This is a genomic window from Rhizobium brockwellii (assembly GCF_000769405.2).
Taxonomy (GTDB): Bacteria; Pseudomonadota; Alphaproteobacteria; order Rhizobiales; family Rhizobiaceae; genus Rhizobium; species Rhizobium brockwellii.
The window spans coordinates 226,689-241,959 of record NZ_CP053442.1 but is presented as its reverse complement, the minus strand read 5'-3'; the positions used below and the strand labels follow the sequence as shown (position 1 = coordinate 241,959).

General features: G+C 59.8%; 14 protein-coding genes and 1 pseudogene. 12 read left to right on the top strand and 3 right to left on the bottom strand.

Going from position 1 to position 15,271, the window contains the following annotated elements; genetic code table 11:
• The first annotated feature begins 301 nt into the window (after positions 1-301).
• Together RLCC275e_RS31460 and RLCC275e_RS34480 are read left to right on the top strand one after the other, a co-directional pair.
• Positions 302-823 (top strand): DUF992 domain-containing protein, encoded by a 522-nt coding sequence (locus tag RLCC275e_RS31460; RefSeq protein ID WP_017957594.1) that lies wholly within the window; start codon positions 302-304, stop codon positions 821-823.
• A gap of 77 nt (positions 824-900) precedes the next feature.
• Positions 901-1,023: pseudogene (locus tag RLCC275e_RS34480) on the top strand (GNAT family N-acetyltransferase); the annotation flags it as partial.
• Between the two features lie 58 nt (positions 1,024-1,081).
• Here the strand turns inward: RLCC275e_RS34480 and RLCC275e_RS31455 are convergent.
• Positions 1,082-1,852 (bottom strand): hypothetical protein, encoded by a 771-nt coding sequence (locus RLCC275e_RS31455; RefSeq protein ID WP_033184114.1) that lies wholly within the window; start codon positions 1,850-1,852, stop codon positions 1,082-1,084.
• A 247-nt stretch (positions 1,853-2,099) separates the two neighbouring features.
• Positions 2,100-3,029 (bottom strand): LysR family transcriptional regulator, encoded by a 930-nt coding sequence (locus tag RLCC275e_RS31450; RefSeq protein WP_033183921.1) that lies wholly within the window; start codon positions 3,027-3,029, stop codon positions 2,100-2,102.
• Between the two features lie 72 nt (positions 3,030-3,101).
• On the opposite strand from RLCC275e_RS31450, the gene RLCC275e_RS31445 reads away from it, so the two are divergent.
• The 10 genes from RLCC275e_RS31445 to glpK all read left to right on the top strand — a co-directional run bounded on the left by RLCC275e_RS31445 (position 3,102) and on the right by glpK (position 14,255).
• Positions 3,102-4,019: a DMT family transporter gene (locus RLCC275e_RS31445; RefSeq protein ID WP_050516864.1), complete on the top strand. Its 918-nt coding sequence runs from the start codon at positions 3,102-3,104 to the stop codon at positions 4,017-4,019.
• 94 nt (positions 4,020-4,113) lie between these two features.
• Positions 4,114-4,887: a DeoR/GlpR family DNA-binding transcription regulator gene (locus tag RLCC275e_RS31440; protein WP_003552200.1), complete on the top strand. Its 774-nt coding sequence runs from the start codon at positions 4,114-4,116 to the stop codon at positions 4,885-4,887.
• A 118-nt stretch (positions 4,888-5,005) separates the two neighbouring features.
• A complete protein-coding gene (gene glpD, locus RLCC275e_RS31435) occupies positions 5,006-6,520 on the top strand; it encodes a glycerol-3-phosphate dehydrogenase (RefSeq protein WP_033183922.1) in 1,515 nt (504 codons plus the stop codon).
• A 41-nt stretch (positions 6,521-6,561) separates the two neighbouring features.
• Positions 6,562-7,641: an ABC transporter ATP-binding protein gene (locus RLCC275e_RS31430; RefSeq protein WP_033183923.1), complete on the top strand. Its 1,080-nt coding sequence runs from the start codon at positions 6,562-6,564 to the stop codon at positions 7,639-7,641.
• Positions 7,642-7,650: 9 nt separating this feature from the next.
• Complete coding sequence (locus RLCC275e_RS31425; RefSeq protein WP_033183924.1) at positions 7,651-8,721, top strand: ABC transporter ATP-binding protein; 1,071 nt, start codon at positions 7,651-7,653, stop codon at positions 8,719-8,721.
• A gap of 2 nt (positions 8,722-8,723) precedes the next feature.
• Positions 8,724-9,590, top strand: coding sequence for a carbohydrate ABC transporter permease (locus tag RLCC275e_RS31420; protein WP_003552206.1), 867 nt, complete (start codon positions 8,724-8,726; stop codon positions 9,588-9,590).
• 1 nt (position 9,591) lies between these two features.
• A complete protein-coding gene (locus tag RLCC275e_RS31415; RefSeq protein WP_033183925.1) occupies positions 9,592-10,503 on the top strand; it encodes a carbohydrate ABC transporter permease in 912 nt (303 codons plus the stop codon).
• A complete protein-coding gene (locus RLCC275e_RS31410) occupies positions 10,503-10,799 on the top strand; it encodes a DUF2160 domain-containing protein (protein ID WP_003552210.1) in 297 nt (98 codons plus the stop codon). The genes RLCC275e_RS31415 and RLCC275e_RS31410 overlap by 1 nt, the downstream gene beginning before the upstream one ends.
• Positions 10,800-10,880: 81 nt before the next feature.
• Positions 10,881-12,605, top strand: a complete 1,725-nt coding sequence (locus RLCC275e_RS31405; protein ID WP_003552212.1) for an ABC transporter substrate-binding protein — start codon at positions 10,881-10,883, stop codon at positions 12,603-12,605.
• A gap of 147 nt (positions 12,606-12,752) precedes the next feature.
• Positions 12,753-14,255 (top strand): glycerol kinase GlpK, encoded by a 1,503-nt coding sequence (gene glpK, locus RLCC275e_RS31400; RefSeq protein ID WP_033183926.1) that lies wholly within the window; start codon positions 12,753-12,755, stop codon positions 14,253-14,255.
• Between the two features lie 15 nt (positions 14,256-14,270).
• Here glpK and RLCC275e_RS31395 read toward each other — a convergent pair whose 3' ends face one another.
• Positions 14,271-15,269: an ABC transporter permease gene (locus RLCC275e_RS31395; protein ID WP_033183927.1), complete on the bottom strand. Its 999-nt coding sequence runs from the start codon at positions 15,267-15,269 to the stop codon at positions 14,271-14,273.
• Between the last annotated feature and the right edge of the window lie 2 nt (positions 15,270-15,271).

The window sequence follows — 15,271 nt, the reverse complement described above, 5'->3', positions numbered from 1 at the left end:
CCTGCGATGTGCATGATACCGCTCATCGAGAGTTGACGGTGATCAGGATCGTGCCTTTCCGGCAACCATCCCTGACAACATCGTGAAATAACCGGATGACGCGAAAATGTGCCTTCGAAATGTCCCAATGGGAGCTGAACCGTAAGCGTGTTTATCGCTTGCGCCCTCCCAGGCGCTTTGACATGCGATGCGTAAATGATGCCGGTTCGGGATCGTTTTTCGGTTCCGTCCGTTATCTGTTGCCGAATCTGGTGGCGAGTAGCCGGGTATGCTCCCGTCACGATTTGAGAAGGAGAGACTTATGAACAAAATTCTTGCGACGGCTTTTGCCGCGGTATCGTTGACGTTTGTCGGCGCTGGGGCGGTCAATGCCGCCGATCTCGGCACCAGGACATATGAAGAGCCGGACCTGCGCAATGGCGTGAAGATCGGTTACCTCACCTGCGATATCGGTGGCGGCACGGGTTACGTGCTCGGTTCCTCCAAAGAGGCCGACTGCATCTTCCAGTCGACCGTCGGCAACGAACTTTCGGATCGTTATACGGGTGAAATGAGAAAGCTTGGCATTGACCTTGGCTTCACCACGCGTAGCCGCCTGATCTGGGCCGTGTTCGCGCCGACGGCCGGCTATCACCGCGGATCGCTCGCCGGCCTCTATGTCGGCGCCACCGCCGAAGCCACGCTCGGCGCCGGTGTCGGCGCAAATCTCCTGGTTGGCGGCACCTCCGGCTCGATCCATCTGCAGACGGTCAGCCTGACCGGTCAGCTCGGCCTCAACGTTGCGGCCGGCAGCGCTTCGATGACGCTCACACCAGCCAATTGATATGGCCTTTTTGACGTCTCCTGCCGCAACGCGGCAGGGGACGTCATCTCGTTTGAGGCACGATTTCGCACCCTCGCATGCCTAAGCCGGATCACGACATGATGGATATTCGAATGGCAGCGCCCAGCGAGGACGAGATCCTGGTTGGACACTATCTGAAGATCTGGGATATCTACGGCACGCCGCCGGAGCACTATAGAGGGCGAGCGTTGGTTTCCCATCAAACTACGCTATTGGATAACGAATAGAGAAAGACGCTTAGGAACCGTCGTCAGGTAGCCAAATCCTCAGGTTGCCGACTGACCTGAAGCCCAGCTTTGTCATTTCGTTTAGCGTTGCGCCACTGTCATAGCCGACTAGCGGCACTTCGGGTGAAAAGGCGATAGTGGCCAACCACATGGCATCCCCGAAGGCCTGCAGCGTACCAGTCAGATTAAAGATATTGGAGATCCCTACAGCCTCGGTTGATCGATTTACGATGCAGCCCGCATCAAAACCGTCGCCGGCCCATCGGCCATAGATATGTATGTTAGGATCGGAAAGCAGGGCCGGTGTGAAGACGTTGGCGTCGGTCTGGCTACCAGACTCTTTCCAGGAATGTTCCCAGCGATCCAGTGCCGCTGCATTGCGAATGCGTGCCCAATCCTTAGGCGCACGCGCTGAAATTCTGCGAGGTTCAGCCCAAATCCATGATGCGGAAAACAACAACTGGAACCCTTTGTCGACGAGGTCGAGCCTGGAAAACCCGTCTTTGAAACCAGGTCGCCGTCCTAGCCGATCTGTCAGCCGACCGATTTCAATCAGCTGTTCCTCTGTTGCATCCGGGTCGAGTGTCGTCATGTTGGAATAGTAGGGGGGTGCGATCGCATCGCTTGACCAAAATGCACTAGTTCGCTGATCAGGCAGTCCATGGGCACGGAACATCGCCTGATACAGGTCTGCATTGTTAGCGGCACAAATGCGCGCTTTTTCTGCATCGGATCGTACCGTGTGTTTCAGAATATTGCTTTGCGAGGAGTTGCGTATCATCAGAAAATCCAGTTGCTCGGAGCGTGTGACATCTAGCCGGTGCATTCGCGATAGAGAGTTGAGCTGTTAGGCCAAGTTACATCGCAGTTTCCAACGGCGAAGTTCCGGCACCAAAAAGCTTCACTGCCGCCTCGACTTTCTTGGTATCGAGTGGCTCGCGCCGCGGTTCCTTCCCTTGGCCTGCGCATCGGCAATGCCGTCGTTTGTCTGCTCTGAGATCTGCTGGCTCGATCTAGCGCGGGCCCGTCTACGCTTTCGCTCGGCCGGGTGCGATAAAAGTAGCGATCGTCGCCTCGTCATGGCCGGCCTCGCGCAGGAAGCGGCTGGCGAATTCGATGGCAGGGCTTCTCAGGGCCTCGTCCGGTCTAATCAGGTGAAAGGCCACATGATAATCGAGCGTCCGCTCCGATACAGCGACGACGCGTCCCGTGGCCATCGCGGCATCCGATAACGGAGGCCGCGCGAGTGCGATCCCGAGGCCTTGCGCGCAGGCATCGATCACCAGATTGTAGTCCTCGAAGCGCCGATCATGGCCGCGCGGTATATAGTCGACGCCCTCACGAGAGAGCCAACGCCGCCAGCCTTCAATATTCGAATCGTGCAGGATCGGCAGATCGAGCAGCGACAAGGCATCGGAGCGCTGCCCGAGCCGCTCCGCCAGCGCTGGGGCGGCGATCGGAAACGATTTCTCCTGCCAGAGCGGCAGGGCGCGCACGCCGGCCCACGGACCCTTGCCGCAGCGAATGGCAAGATCCGTGCCTTCGCCGAAATCCGCCAACCGGTGTTCGAGCGTCAGCTCGACATGCAGCTCGTTTCCTTCGAGCTTCGGCAGGCGCTGAAACAACCATAGAGAGGCGACAGAGGGCGTCACCGAAAGGCGAACCACCGCCTTGTTCCGGCGAGGCAGCCAGCGTTCACCGCTATTGCCGAGCAGCGTAAGTGCTTCTTCCGCCCGCGCGAAAAACCGCATGCCTTCCGGCGTCAGGCGCACGCCCCGGGCTTCGCGCGCAAACAGGCGCACGCCCATCCAGCGCTCCAGGCGCGAGACCTGCCGCGACACCGCGCCGTGGGTGATGCCGCTTTCCTCAGCGGCGGCCGAAAACGATCCGAGCCGGGCGGCGCGGGCAAAGGTCTCGAGCGTATCGAGCGGCGGAAGCACTGACGAGCTGTGAACCATACGCACATTTGATCATCGATTGCGATGCTTTTCAAGCACGCATCGAAGGCCTACTCACTGTCGCAGGAACATATGGAGGTAAAAATGAGCATGGCGACAAGCGCACCGATTTCGACGAAACAGCAAGGCGGGTTCGATCTGGTGGCCTTTGCGGCGATCCTCGTCACCATCCTCTTCTGGGCTTCCTCCTTCGTGGTGATTCGCATTTGTCTCGGACCGCTGACGCCGATCGAACTGGCGACGGCGCGTTATGTGGCAGCCGGCGTCATTGCTCTCGTCTATCTCGTCATCTACCGGCCGATGCCGGAAAAATGCGACTTCGTCCGCCTCTCCGTTGCCGCCGTGCTTTTCATCGCCGCCTATGCGGTTCTGCTGAACACTGGCGAGCAGACCGTTGCGGCGGGACCGGCGAGCTTCATCATTAACACCATGCCCGTCTTCACCGCCCTCATCGCCACATTCGCGCTTGGCGAGCGCTTCGGCCGCTGGGGCTGGGCGGGGACCGCGGTTTCCTTCGGCGGCGTGGCGCTGATTGCGGTCGCCTCCGACGATGGCTTCAAGCTCGATCCGAATGCCGTTCTCATCCTGGGCGCAGCACTTTGCTCGGCGATCGCTAGCGTGCTGCAGAAGCCGCTGCTCGGGCGGCTGCCGGCGCTTGCTGTCACCGCCTGGATCCTGCTCATCGGTTCCGTGCCGCTGGTTCCGGCCGTTCCGGCGACGATCCAGGCGCTGGCCGCAGCACCGGCGGAGGTGAACTGGGGCGTTGCCTATCTTGTCATCTTCCCAACAGCGATCGGGTACCTCACCTGGGCGATCGCGCTGAAGCGGCTGACGGCCGCCCGCGCCTCGAATTTCCTCTATGGCGTTCCGCCGGTCGCTACGCTGATCGGGTTCGTCTGGCTGGGCGAAACGCCGACGGCACTCGGCGCAATCGGTGGCGTCATGGCAATCCTCGGCGTGCTCGTCGTCAACGTGATGCGGAAGCGGTAGCGTCAAATTCGGGCCGTGAAGGCGGCTTGGCAATAGTTAGGCATTGCGCCGCCGTTCGCTTTCTTTAAAACGAAAGCAGATCGAAAGGCGCCCCATGTTCTTGACCGACCGGCAAATTGAAATCGTCGCGATTGCGAAATCGAGCGGCAGGGTTCTGGTCGAGGAGCTCGCCTCCCGCTTTTCGGTGACGCCTCAGACAATCCGCAAGGACCTGAACGATCTCTGCGATGCGCAGGTGCTGACACGCATCCATGGCGGCGCAACATTTCCGAGCGGGACAGAGAACGTCAAATACGAGGCGCGCCGCCAGATCGCCGCTTCCGAGAAACAGGCAATCGGCATTGCGGCCGTCGAGCTCATCCCGAGCGGTGCCTCGCTCTTCATCAATATCGGAACGACGACCGAGGCGGTGGGCGAGGCGCTCGCCAACCATCACGAGCTGATGGTGATCACCAACAATATAAATGTTGCCAATAGGTTACGTCTTTTTCCGGCGATCGAGGTGGTCATTGCCGGCGGCGTCGTGCGGGGTTCGGACGGCGGGATCGTCGGTGAGGCGGCCGTCGATTTCATCCGCCAGTTTAAGGTCGATTACGCTGTGATCGGCGCTTCGGCTATCGACATAGACGGCGCGCTTCTCGATTATGATTTTCGCGAAGTGAAGGTCGCCCAAGCCATCATCGCCAATGCCCGACATGTCATTCTCGTTGCCGATTCGACGAAGTTCGAACGCACCGCACCGGTCAGGATCGGCCAGCTTTCCCAGGTTCATACCTTCATCACCGACCACTGTCCGGTGCCCTCGATCCGCAATCTATGCCTCGAAAACAATGTGAAACTGATCGAAACGAACGGCAGATTTCGCTAGATAACGATCCTCACGAACATTCGTTTGACATTCGTATTCCTTTCGTTTTAACTGATGTTACTTTCGCAATTGCGCAAGTTTTGTGCGATGCGAAATCAATGGCAGTCTCGGAGGGGGAATGAGCCGGGAGATTCACGACATATTCGTCATCGGTGGCGGCATCAACGGCTGCGGGATCGCGCGTGATGCTGTGGGGCGGGGTTATTCCGTCGCATTGGCCGAGATGAACGATTTTGCTTCGGGTACCTCATCGGGCGCCACCAAGCTGATCCATGGCGGCCTGCGTTACCTCGAGCATTACGAATTCCGCCTGGTGCGTGAATCGCTGATGGAGCGCGAGATCCTCTGGGCGATGGCGCCGCACATCATCTGGCCGTTGCGTTTCGTATTGCCCTACCACAAGGGCGGCATCCGTCCGGCCTGGCTGATCCGGCTTGGCCTCTTCCTCTACGACCATCTCGGCGGCCGCAAGCTGCTACCGCCGACATCCGTTCTCGATATGCGCAGCGACCCGGCCGGCAAGCCTCTGAAGGCGCTGTTCGCCAAGGCCTTCGAATATTCCGACGGCTGGGTCGACGATGCCCGCATGGTGGTACTGAACGCCCGCGACGCCGCTGACAAAGGGGCAACCATCATGCCGCGCACCAAAGTGGTGTCGGCAAGGCGCGAGAATGGCGTGTGGCATATTGAAACCACCGACACCCTCACCGGCCGAAATGACAGCCATCAGGCCCGCATGCTGGTCAATGCCGCCGGTCCCTGGGTCGACCATGTCATTCGTTCCGCCTTCGGCCAGAACGAAGCCCACCATGTCCGCCTCGTCCAGGGCAGCCATATCGTCGTGAAGAAGAAGTTCGAAGATCCTCGCGCCTATTTCTTCCAGAATCCCGACAACCGCATCATCTTCGCCATCCCCTACGAGGGCGACTTCACCCTGATCGGCACGACGGATCGGGACTATACCGCCGATCCCCGGGATGTCCGGATATCAGAGGAGGAGACCGTTTACCTCTGCAATGCGGCGTCGGAATATTTCAAGGAGCCGGTCAAGCCGGAAGATATCGTCTGGACCTATTCGGCGGTGAGGCCGCTTTATGACGACGGCGCCTCGAAGGCGCAGGAAGCGACGCGCGATTACGTGCTGAAGCTGGAAGGCGAGGGTGAGGCGGCACCGCTGCTCAACGTCTTCGGCGGCAAGCTCACTACCTATCGCCGGCTTTCCGAACATGCGCTGGAAAAGATCGGCGCTGCGATCGGCGTCAAGGGTGCGCCGTGGACGGCAAAGAGCCATCTGCCGGGCGGCGATTTTCCGGTCAAGGGTTATGAGGCCGAGGTCGCCAAGCTGAAAAGGGGCTATCCGTTCCTGACCGATCCGCATGCCCGCAGGCTGGTGCGCCGCTACGGCACGAAAGCCGAGGTGCTGCTTGGCGATGCCCGCGGCATCGACGATCTCGGACGGCTGTTTGGCGGCGATCTCTACGAGGCTGAAGTCAAATATCTCGCCGAACATGAATGGGCCCGGCACGGCGAAGACGTGCTGTGGAGGAGAACAAAGGATGGTCTGCGCCTTTCGAAGGAGCAGGCCCAGTCACTGGAGGAGTACATGGCTGCCATGCCGGCGATGGCCGGGTAGGAGCCATGTGGTCCCCGCTGCGTGGAGGCACGGGAACAGGAATGCTGGAACTGCGGAAGGCCGCAAAGATGGTGGGAGGAGACTATCATATCCACCCGACCGATCTTGCTTTTGAAAGAGGAACGCTAAACGTTCTGCTTGGGCCGACCTTGTCGGGCAAGACCTCGTTGATGCGTCTGATGGCCGGCCTTGATCGGCCGACGACCGGTACGATCCATTTTGATGGTGCTGATGTGACAGGTATGCCTGTCCAGAAGCGCAACATTGCGATGGTCTACCAGCAGTTCATCAATTATCCGGCATTGACGGTCTACGAGAATATTGCCTCGCCGCTGCGCATTGCCGGCAAGGATGCCAAGATCATCGATCTGGAGGTACGCAAGGCTGCCGAACTTCTGAAACTCGGGCCTTATCTCGATCGCACGCCGCTCAACCTCTCGGGCGGCCAACAGCAGCGCACGGCGCTTGCCCGTGCACTCGTGAAGAATGCGAGCCTTGTTTTGATGGACGAGCCGCTTGCCAACCTCGACTACAAGCTGCGCGAGGAACTGCGGCAGGAATTGCCGCGCATTTTCGCCCAGTCCGGCGCGATCTTCGTTTATGCAACGACGGAACCCTCCGAAGCCTTGTTGCTGGGCGGCAATACGGCAGCGCTCAGCGAGGGCCGGATCACCCAGTTTGGCCCGACAGTCGAGGTCTATCGCCATCCGCTCGATCTGACGACGGCGAAAACCTTTGCCGATCCGCCGCTGAATTTTATTGATCTCATCAAATCGGAAGGCAATTTCCTGCGCGATGGCGCTGTGATTTTTGCCGTGCCGCCGCATCTTCAGAATGTGCCGGACGGGCCGGCAACGATCGCGTTTCACCCGCATCATCTTGCACCAACCGCCCAGACGGCTGATTCGGCGCGGCTGACAGCACGGACACAGATTTCGGAGATCACGGGGTCGGAAAGTTTCGTGCATCTGCAATTTGCCGACACCCGCTGGGTGATGCTTGCCCACGGCATCCACAATATCGACCCGGACACGGATCTCTCCGTTTTCATCGATACGCGCCACCTGATGGCGTTCGGCGCGGACGGCCGGGCGATCACCACTGCCAGGCAGAGGGGCTAGGAGAAGATCATGGCACGTATCACCCTCGATCATATTCGACATGCCTATGGGCCGAACCCGAAGAGCGAGAAGGACTACGCTCTCAAGGAAGTGCATCACGAGTGGAACGACGGCGGCGCCTATGCGCTGCTCGGGCCTTCGGGCTGCGGAAAGACCTCTCTGCTCAATATCATTTCCGGCCTTATTCAGCCCTCCCAAGGGCGAATTCTCTTCGACGGACAAGATGTTACGAACCTGCCGACGCAGCAGCGAAATATTGCGCAGGTATTCCAGTTTCCGGTGATCTACGACACGATGACCGTCTATGACAATCTGGCTTTCCCCTTGCGCAACCGCGGAGTCGCGGAGTCTGATGTTGATCGTCGTGTCCGCGAAATATTGGAGATGATTGATCTTGCAGACTGGGCCAAGCGGCGCGCGCGCGGTTTGACGGCGGACCAAAAGCAGAAGATTTCGCTCGGCCGCGGCCTTGTGCGCTCGGATGTGAATGCGATTCTCTTCGATGAGCCGCTCACCGTTATCGATCCTCATATGAAATGGGTGCTGCGGTCGCAGCTGAAGCGGCTGCATAAGCAGTTCGGTTTTACGATGGTCTATGTCACGCATGACCAGACGGAGGCGCTGACCTTCGCCGACAAAGTCGTGGTGATGTACGATGGCGAGATCGTGCAGATCGGCACGCCGGCCGAGCTCTTCGAGCGTCCGAGCCATACCTTCGTCGGCTACTTCATCGGTTCTCCAGGCATGAACTTCATGCCAGCCAAGGTGGAAGGCCGCACGGTTCGGGTCGGCGAGCACGCTCTGACGCTCGACTATGCGCCAAAGACTTCGGCAGCGGCCAAGGTAGAGCTTGGAATCCGGCCCGAGTTTATCCGGGTCGGCCGCGAGGGCATGCCTGTGACCGTGAGCAAGGTGGAAGATATTGGCCGGCAGAAGATCGTCCGTGCGCAGTTTGCCGGCCAGCCGATCGCGATCGTCGTCCCAGAAGACGGGGACATTCCGGCTGATCCCCGGGTGACCTTCGAGCCGTCGGGTATCAGTATCTATGCCGACTCTTGGCGCGCCGGACCGGAGGCTTGATCATGGAAAAAACCTGGAACAACAAAGCGTGGTTTCTGGTCCTGCCGGTCCTCGTGCTGGTGGCATTCTCGGCCGTCATTCCCTTGATGACGGTTGTGAACTATTCCGTTCAGGACACGTTCGGAAACAACCAGTTCTTCTGGAACGGAACGGACTGGTTTACCGAAATCCTGCATTCCGACCGTTTCTGGGCCGCCCTGCAGCGAAATCTAATTTTTTCGTTGATCATTCTCGCTCTTGAGATCCCGCTCGGTATCTTCATTGCGCTCAACATGCCGAAATCGGGCATCGGCGTGCCGGTGTGCCTGGTTCTGATGGCGCTACCACTGCTGATCCCGTGGAACGTTGTCGGCACGATCTGGCAGGTGTTCGGCCGCAACGACATTGGTTTGTTCGGCTATTCCCTCAATGCCATCGGCATCGATTACAACTATGTGCAGGATCCGCTCGACGCCTGGGTGACGATCATCATCATGGACGTCTGGCACTGGACGAGCCTGGTCGTCTTGCTCTGCTATGCAGGCCTCGTTTCCATTCCGGATGCTTTCTATCAGGCAGCCAAGATCGACGGTGCGTCTCGTTGGGCCGTATTCCGCTATATCCAGCTGCCAAAGATGAAACGCGTTCTTCTGATCGCCGTGCTGCTGCGTTTCATGGATAGTTTCATGATCTACACCGAGCCTTTTGTCGTCACGGGCGGCGGTCCCGGCAACGCGACCACTTTCCTGTCGATCGATCTGGTCAAGACCGCCCTCGGACAGTTTGACCTCGGTCCGGCCGCTGCCATGTCGCTGATCTATTTCCTGATCATCCTGCTGCTTTCGTGGGTGTTCTACACCGTCATGACAAGCCACGACGCGGAGAATTGAAATGAGCGCCTCCAACGAAACGACAGCGAGCCGAAAAATCTCAGGCGTTACTGGTGTCGCAAGCGGTCTCTCCTCCGATGAAGTCAGCCGTCTGATGCGCCGGCGCGGCGAGGAATCGCGCTGGTGGTGGCTGGTTCCGACGATCTATATCATCGTGCTCCTGCTGCCGATCTATTGGCTCGTCAATATGAGCTTCAAGACCAATGCGGAAATCGTCAATTCTCTGACGCTTTATCCTCATAACCCGACGATCGCCAATTACGTGACGATCTTCACGGAGAAGGCGTGGTATTCCGGCTACATCAATTCAATCACCTATGTCGTGATCAACATGGTGATCTCGGTGGCAGCCGCGCTGCCGGCGGCCTATGCCTTTTCCCGTTATCGGTTCCTTGGTGACAAGCATCTTTTCTTCTGGTTGCTGACGAACCGGATGGCGCCGCCGGCGGTCTTTGCCCTGCCGTTCTTCCAGCTCTACTCAGCCTTTGGGCTGATCGATACGCACATCGCCGTGGCATTGGCGCATTGCCTCTTCAACGTGCCGCTTGCGGTCTGGATCCTTGAAGGCTTCATGTCCGGCGTGCCGAAGGAAATCGACGAAACGGCCTATATCGATGGCTATTCGTTCCCGCGCTTTTTCCTGAAGATCTTCACGCCGCTGATTGCGAGCGGCATAGGTGTCGCCTGCTTCTTCTGTTTCATGTTCTCTTGGGTCGAGTTGCTGATCGCACGAACGCTGACGACGACCGACGCGAAGCCGATCGCTGCCACCATGACCCGTACCGTCTCTGCATCCGGCATGGATTGGGGCTTGCTCGCCGCCGCGGGTGTTCTGACCTTGATCCCAGGGGCGCTGGTGATCTGGTTTGTGCGCAATTACATCGCCAAGGGCTTCGCCCTGGGGAGGGTTTGATGAGCTTTTCGCTTCCCGATTTTTCATGGATGGCGTGGACCTGGCCGACGGCCACTTTCTTCGTCGTTATCGCATTGCTGCTGATCGGCATGGGGGTCTGGGAATACGCCGCTCCGGGCGGCAATCCCCGGATCGGAATCCTGCGCTTCGAGACGACGCGCGGTGACCGGCTTTTCCTTTCGCTGCTCGGCAGCGCCTTTATCCATCTTGCCTGGCTTGGTCTCGCTGGATCAAGCCTCTGGTGGGCTCTCGCTCTCTCCGTTGTCTACGCCGTTGGCGTATTCCGTTACGTGTGAGGCAAACTGATGCAGATGGCCGGGGTTTTTCTGGCCGCCTGAGACGTGAAGACTGCAATCGCAAAACCCTGGGAGGATATCATGCGAAGGCATTTATTGACGACGACAGCAGCCGTGCTGCTGGCCATGACCGGGTCGGCCTATGCCGGCATGGACGAGGCAAAGACTTTTCTGGATAAAGAGATCGGCGACGTGTCGACGCTCTCTCGCGCCGACCAGGAAAAGGAAATGCAATGGTTCATCGATGCTGCGAAGCCTTTCCAGGGGATGGACATCAAGGTTGTTTCGGAAACCTTGACCACCCATAAGTATGAGTCCGAGGTTCTGGCTCCGGCCTTTACTGCGATTACCGGGATAAAGGTCACGCACGACGTCATTCAAGAGGGTGACGTTGTCGAGAAGATCCAGACACAGATGCAGACCGGGCAGAACCTGTATGACGGCTGGGTCAACGACTCCGACTTGATCGGCACCCACTGGCGCTATCAGCAGGTGCGCAACCTGACCGACTGGATGGCGGGCGAAGGCAAGGATGTTACCAACCCCGGCCTCGATATCGACGACTTCATCGGCACCAAGTTCACGACAGCGCCGGATAAGAAGCTCTACCAGCTTCCCGACCAGCAGTTCGCCAACCTCTATTGGTTCCGTTACGACTGGTTCAACGACGAGAAGAACAAGGCCGATTTCAAGGCGAAATACGGCTACGATCTCGGCGTTCCGGTCAACTGGTCGGCCTATGAGGACATTGCCGAATTCTTTACCGGCCGTGACGTCAACGGCAAGAAGGTCTTCGGCCATATGGATTACGGCAAGAAGGACCCGTCACTTGGCTGGCGCTTCACCGACGCCTGGCTTTCGATGGCCGGCAACGGTGACAAGGGTCTGCCGAACGGTCTTCCGGTCGACGAATGGGGTATCAAGGTCGACGAGAATTCGCGTCCCGTCGGTTCGTGCGTCGCGCGTGGCGGCGATACCAACGGCCCTGCATCGGTCTATTCGATCCAGAAGTATCTCGATTGGTTGAAGGCGTACGCACCGCCGGAAGCTCAGGGCATGACCTTCTCGGAATCCGGTCCGGTGCCGGCGCAGGGTAACGTCGCGCAGCAGATCTTCTGGTACACCGCGTTCACCGCAGACATGGTCAAGCCTGGCCTGCCTGTTATGAATGAGGACGGTACGCCGAAATGGCGCATGGCACCGAGCCCGCATGGCGTTTACTGGAAAGACGGCATGAAGCTTGGCTATCAGGACGTCGGTTCCTGGACGCTGATGAAATCGACCCCGACGGACCGTGCAAAAGCCGCGTGGCTCTATGCACAGTTCGTGACCTCCAAGACTGTTGACGTGAAGAAGAGCCAGCTCGGTCTCACCTTCATCCGCGAATCCACCATTCGCGACAAGAGCTTTACGGAGCGTGCTCCGAAGCTCGGCGGTCTGATCGAGTTCTATCGTTCGCCGGCCCGCGTCCAGTGGTCGCCAACCGGTACCAACGTTCCCGACTATCCGAAGCTGGCTCAGCTTTGGTGGCAGGCTATCGGTGACGCCGCTGCCGGCGCCAAGACACCGCAGGAAGCCATGGATTCTCTTTGCGGCGAGCAGGAGAAGGTCATGGGCCGTATCGAGAAATCGGGCGTCCAGGGTGATATCGGCCCGAAACTCGCCGAGGAGCATGATCTCGCCTATTGGAACGCGGATGCGGTGAAGAAGGGCAACCTTGCGCCGCAGCTGAAGATCGAGAACGAGAAGGAAAAGCCGGTCACGGTCAACTACGACGAACTCGTCAAGAGCTGGCAGTCGAAGTAAGGCGGACCTCGGCCGGAGGCAACGAGGCTTCCGGCCATCACTTCCCGCCACCGGCAGCAAGCCGGTGGCACCACAATCTTTCTCTCATGAAACGTCCGCGTCCTGCTGTCCCCGGCAGGAGCGGCTTCGTGCGAGCCGGAGACGGATATGAGCGGCTATATTCTTTCAATCGACCAGGGCACGACATCGTCGCGCGCGATCATCTTCGACGGCGACATGAAAACGGTCGGCTCGGCGCAGGCGGAGATCCCCCAATATTATCCGCAGCCTGGATGGGTGGAGCACGACGCCGCCGAAATCTGGCGATCCGTCGTCGATACTGTGCGCAGGGCGATTACCGATGCCGGTATTGATGCCGCCGACATTGCCGCGATCGGCATTACTAATCAGCGCGAGACCGCGGTCGTCTGGGACCGCGGGTCCGGAAAGCCGCTGCACCGCGCGATCGTTTGGCAGGACAGGCGCACCGCGGAAATGTGCGATAGCCTGAAGGCAGACGGCTACGAGAAGCTGTTCAGCGCCAAGACCGGGCTGCTGCTCGACCCCTATTTCTCCGGAACAAAGCTGCGCTGGCTGCTCGACAATGTCGATGGCCTGCGTGAGAAGGCCGAGGCCGGCGATGTCTGCTTCGGCACGATCGACAGCTGGCTGATCTACAATCTGACTGATGGACGCGTGCATGCCACCGACGCGACCAATGCGTCGAGAACGCTGCTCTATAATATCGATGACGGTGCCTGGGACGAGGAGCTTCTCGGCATTCTCCGCATTCCGGCCGCCATGCTTCCTGACGTAAGAGAATGTGCCGATGATTTCGGCCGCGTCGACAAGGCGCTGTTCGGCGCGGAACTTCCGATCCTCGGGGTCGCCGGCGACCAGCAGGCGGCGGGGATGGGCAATGCCTGCTTCGAGCCCGGCATGATGAAATCCACCTACGGCACCGGCTGCTTTGCCCTGTTGAACACCGGCCGGGATCGTGTTTCCTCCTCCAACCGGATGCTGACGACGATCGCCTATCGGCTCGATGGCGAGACGACCTATGCGCTCGAAGGCTCGATCTTCATCGCCGGTGCCGCCGTGCAATGGCTGCGCGACGGCCTCGGCATCATCGGCCAGGCATCCGAGGCGGGGGTGCTTGCCGCCAGGGCCGATCCCGGACAGCACGTCTACATCGTTCCGGCCTTCACCGGCCTCGGCGCCCCCTACTGGGATCCGGCCGCACGCGGCGCGATCTTCGGTCTGACGCGAAACAGCGGGCCGGCGGAATTCGCCCGCGCCGTGCTTGAATCCGTCGCCTACCAGACGCTCGATCTGCTGGTGGCGATGAAGAAGGACTGGGGCGTGAACCAGCTGGAAACGGTGTTGCGCGTCGATGGCGGCATGGCGGCTTCGGATTGGACGATGCAGTGCCTGGCCGACATGACCGGAAACCCTGTCGACCGCTCGGCGATCCGCGAGACGACGGCGCTGGGCGCAGCCTGGCTCGCCGGCTCGAAAGCCGGCATCTGGCCAGGCAAGCGGGATTTTGCGCAGGCCTGGGCCTGCGACCGCCGCTTCAGCCCTTCGATGGATGAGACCGAGCGGCAGGGCAAGATTATCGGCTGGAAGAATGCCGTATCCAGGATGATTTCAGACGCCTCCGCGGGATAGAACCGCTTCCGGCTCTTACGCGCCGGCGGCCTTTCTGTTGATGAAGCTCAGGGCGAGGACGGCGAAGATCAACGTTCCCGTGCCGACCTGCTGCCAATAGAAGTTCAGATCGGTCAGCAGCAAGCCATTGGCGACGATGCTGAGCAGCAGCGCGCCGAGAACGGTCCCGCCGACATTCGGCCGTCCGAGTGGGCTGAGCGTGGTGCCGATGAAGGTCGCGCCAATCGCATTCAGCAGGAAGGCATTGCCAGAGGAGGGGATGTAGGTGGTGACGGTTGCGGTCAGGATCAGGCCGGCGATTGCCGCGATCAACCCGACCAGGATGAAAGTCACCGCGACATGGGCCGGCGCGGCGATGCCGGAGTAGCGCACGACGCCCGGCTGGATGCCGATCGACAGGATGACGCGGCCGAAACGCGTGCGGGCAAAAACAACGGCAGCAGCGGCGATGACGACGATGGCAGCGGCAAGCGGCACCGGGAAGCCGGCAATCGTGCCGTGGCCGAGGAAACGGAAGGCTTCCGGCACGCCATTCGGCGGCAGATAGACCGGATTGCCGCCATTGGTCAGCAGTTGCTGAACGCTGCGGCCGATGAACAGCGTGCCGAGCGTGGCGAGGAACGGCGACACGCCGATCGCTGAAATCAGCAGCGCGTTGAAGGCGCCGACGAATGCTCCGGCGGCCAGTCCCGCGAGTGCGGCGACCGCCACCGGCTGTCCGGCGAGAACGAGCGAAACGAAGGCGAAGCTGGCAAAATCCATCGCCGTTCCCACCGAAAGATCGATGCCGCCCGACGCGACGGCGAAGGTCATGGCGACGGAGACGATGGCAAGCAGTGTGAAATTGTTGACCAGGATGCTCTGCAGGTTCGCAGGCGTCAGGAATGTCGGCGTGACCACGGAAAAGGCGGCAAATACCGCAACCAGGGCGAGGATCAGCCCATAGCGCACCAGGCCGCCGGCGATAAGACGCGGCAGGCCGATGCTGGCGGGGGGAGGGGTCTGGAGCGACATGG

What these genes read in the sequence shown, in the direction of transcription:
- RLCC275e_RS31460 (WP_017957594.1), top strand. Translation starts at nt 302, where the DNA reads ATGAACAAAATTCTTGCGACGGCTTTTGCCGCGGTATCGTTGACGTTT.
- RLCC275e_RS31455 (WP_033184114.1), bottom strand. Translation starts at nt 1,852, where the DNA reads ATGATACGCAACTCCTCGCAAAGCAATATTCTGAAACACACGGTACGA.
- RLCC275e_RS31450 (WP_033183921.1), bottom strand. Translation starts at nt 3,029, where the DNA reads ATGGTTCACAGCTCGTCAGTGCTTCCGCCGCTCGATACGCTCGAGACC.
- RLCC275e_RS31445 (WP_050516864.1), top strand. Translation starts at nt 3,102, where the DNA reads ATGGAGGTAAAAATGAGCATGGCGACAAGCGCACCGATTTCGACGAAA.
- RLCC275e_RS31440 (WP_003552200.1), top strand. Translation starts at nt 4,114, where the DNA reads ATGTTCTTGACCGACCGGCAAATTGAAATCGTCGCGATTGCGAAATCG.
- glpD (WP_033183922.1), top strand. Translation starts at nt 5,006, where the DNA reads ATGAGCCGGGAGATTCACGACATATTCGTCATCGGTGGCGGCATCAAC.
- RLCC275e_RS31430 (WP_033183923.1), top strand. Translation starts at nt 6,562, where the DNA reads ATGCTGGAACTGCGGAAGGCCGCAAAGATGGTGGGAGGAGACTATCAT.
- RLCC275e_RS31425 (WP_033183924.1), top strand. Translation starts at nt 7,651, where the DNA reads ATGGCACGTATCACCCTCGATCATATTCGACATGCCTATGGGCCGAAC.
- RLCC275e_RS31420 (WP_003552206.1), top strand. Translation starts at nt 8,724, where the DNA reads ATGGAAAAAACCTGGAACAACAAAGCGTGGTTTCTGGTCCTGCCGGTC.
- RLCC275e_RS31415 (WP_033183925.1), top strand. Translation starts at nt 9,592, where the DNA reads ATGAGCGCCTCCAACGAAACGACAGCGAGCCGAAAAATCTCAGGCGTT.
- RLCC275e_RS31410 (WP_003552210.1), top strand. Translation starts at nt 10,503, where the DNA reads ATGAGCTTTTCGCTTCCCGATTTTTCATGGATGGCGTGGACCTGGCCG.
- RLCC275e_RS31405 (WP_003552212.1), top strand. Translation starts at nt 10,881, where the DNA reads ATGCGAAGGCATTTATTGACGACGACAGCAGCCGTGCTGCTGGCCATG.
- glpK (WP_033183926.1), top strand. Translation starts at nt 12,753, where the DNA reads ATGAGCGGCTATATTCTTTCAATCGACCAGGGCACGACATCGTCGCGC.
- RLCC275e_RS31395 (WP_033183927.1), bottom strand. Translation starts at nt 15,269, where the DNA reads ATGTCGCTCCAGACCCCTCCCCCCGCCAGCATCGGCCTGCCGCGTCTT.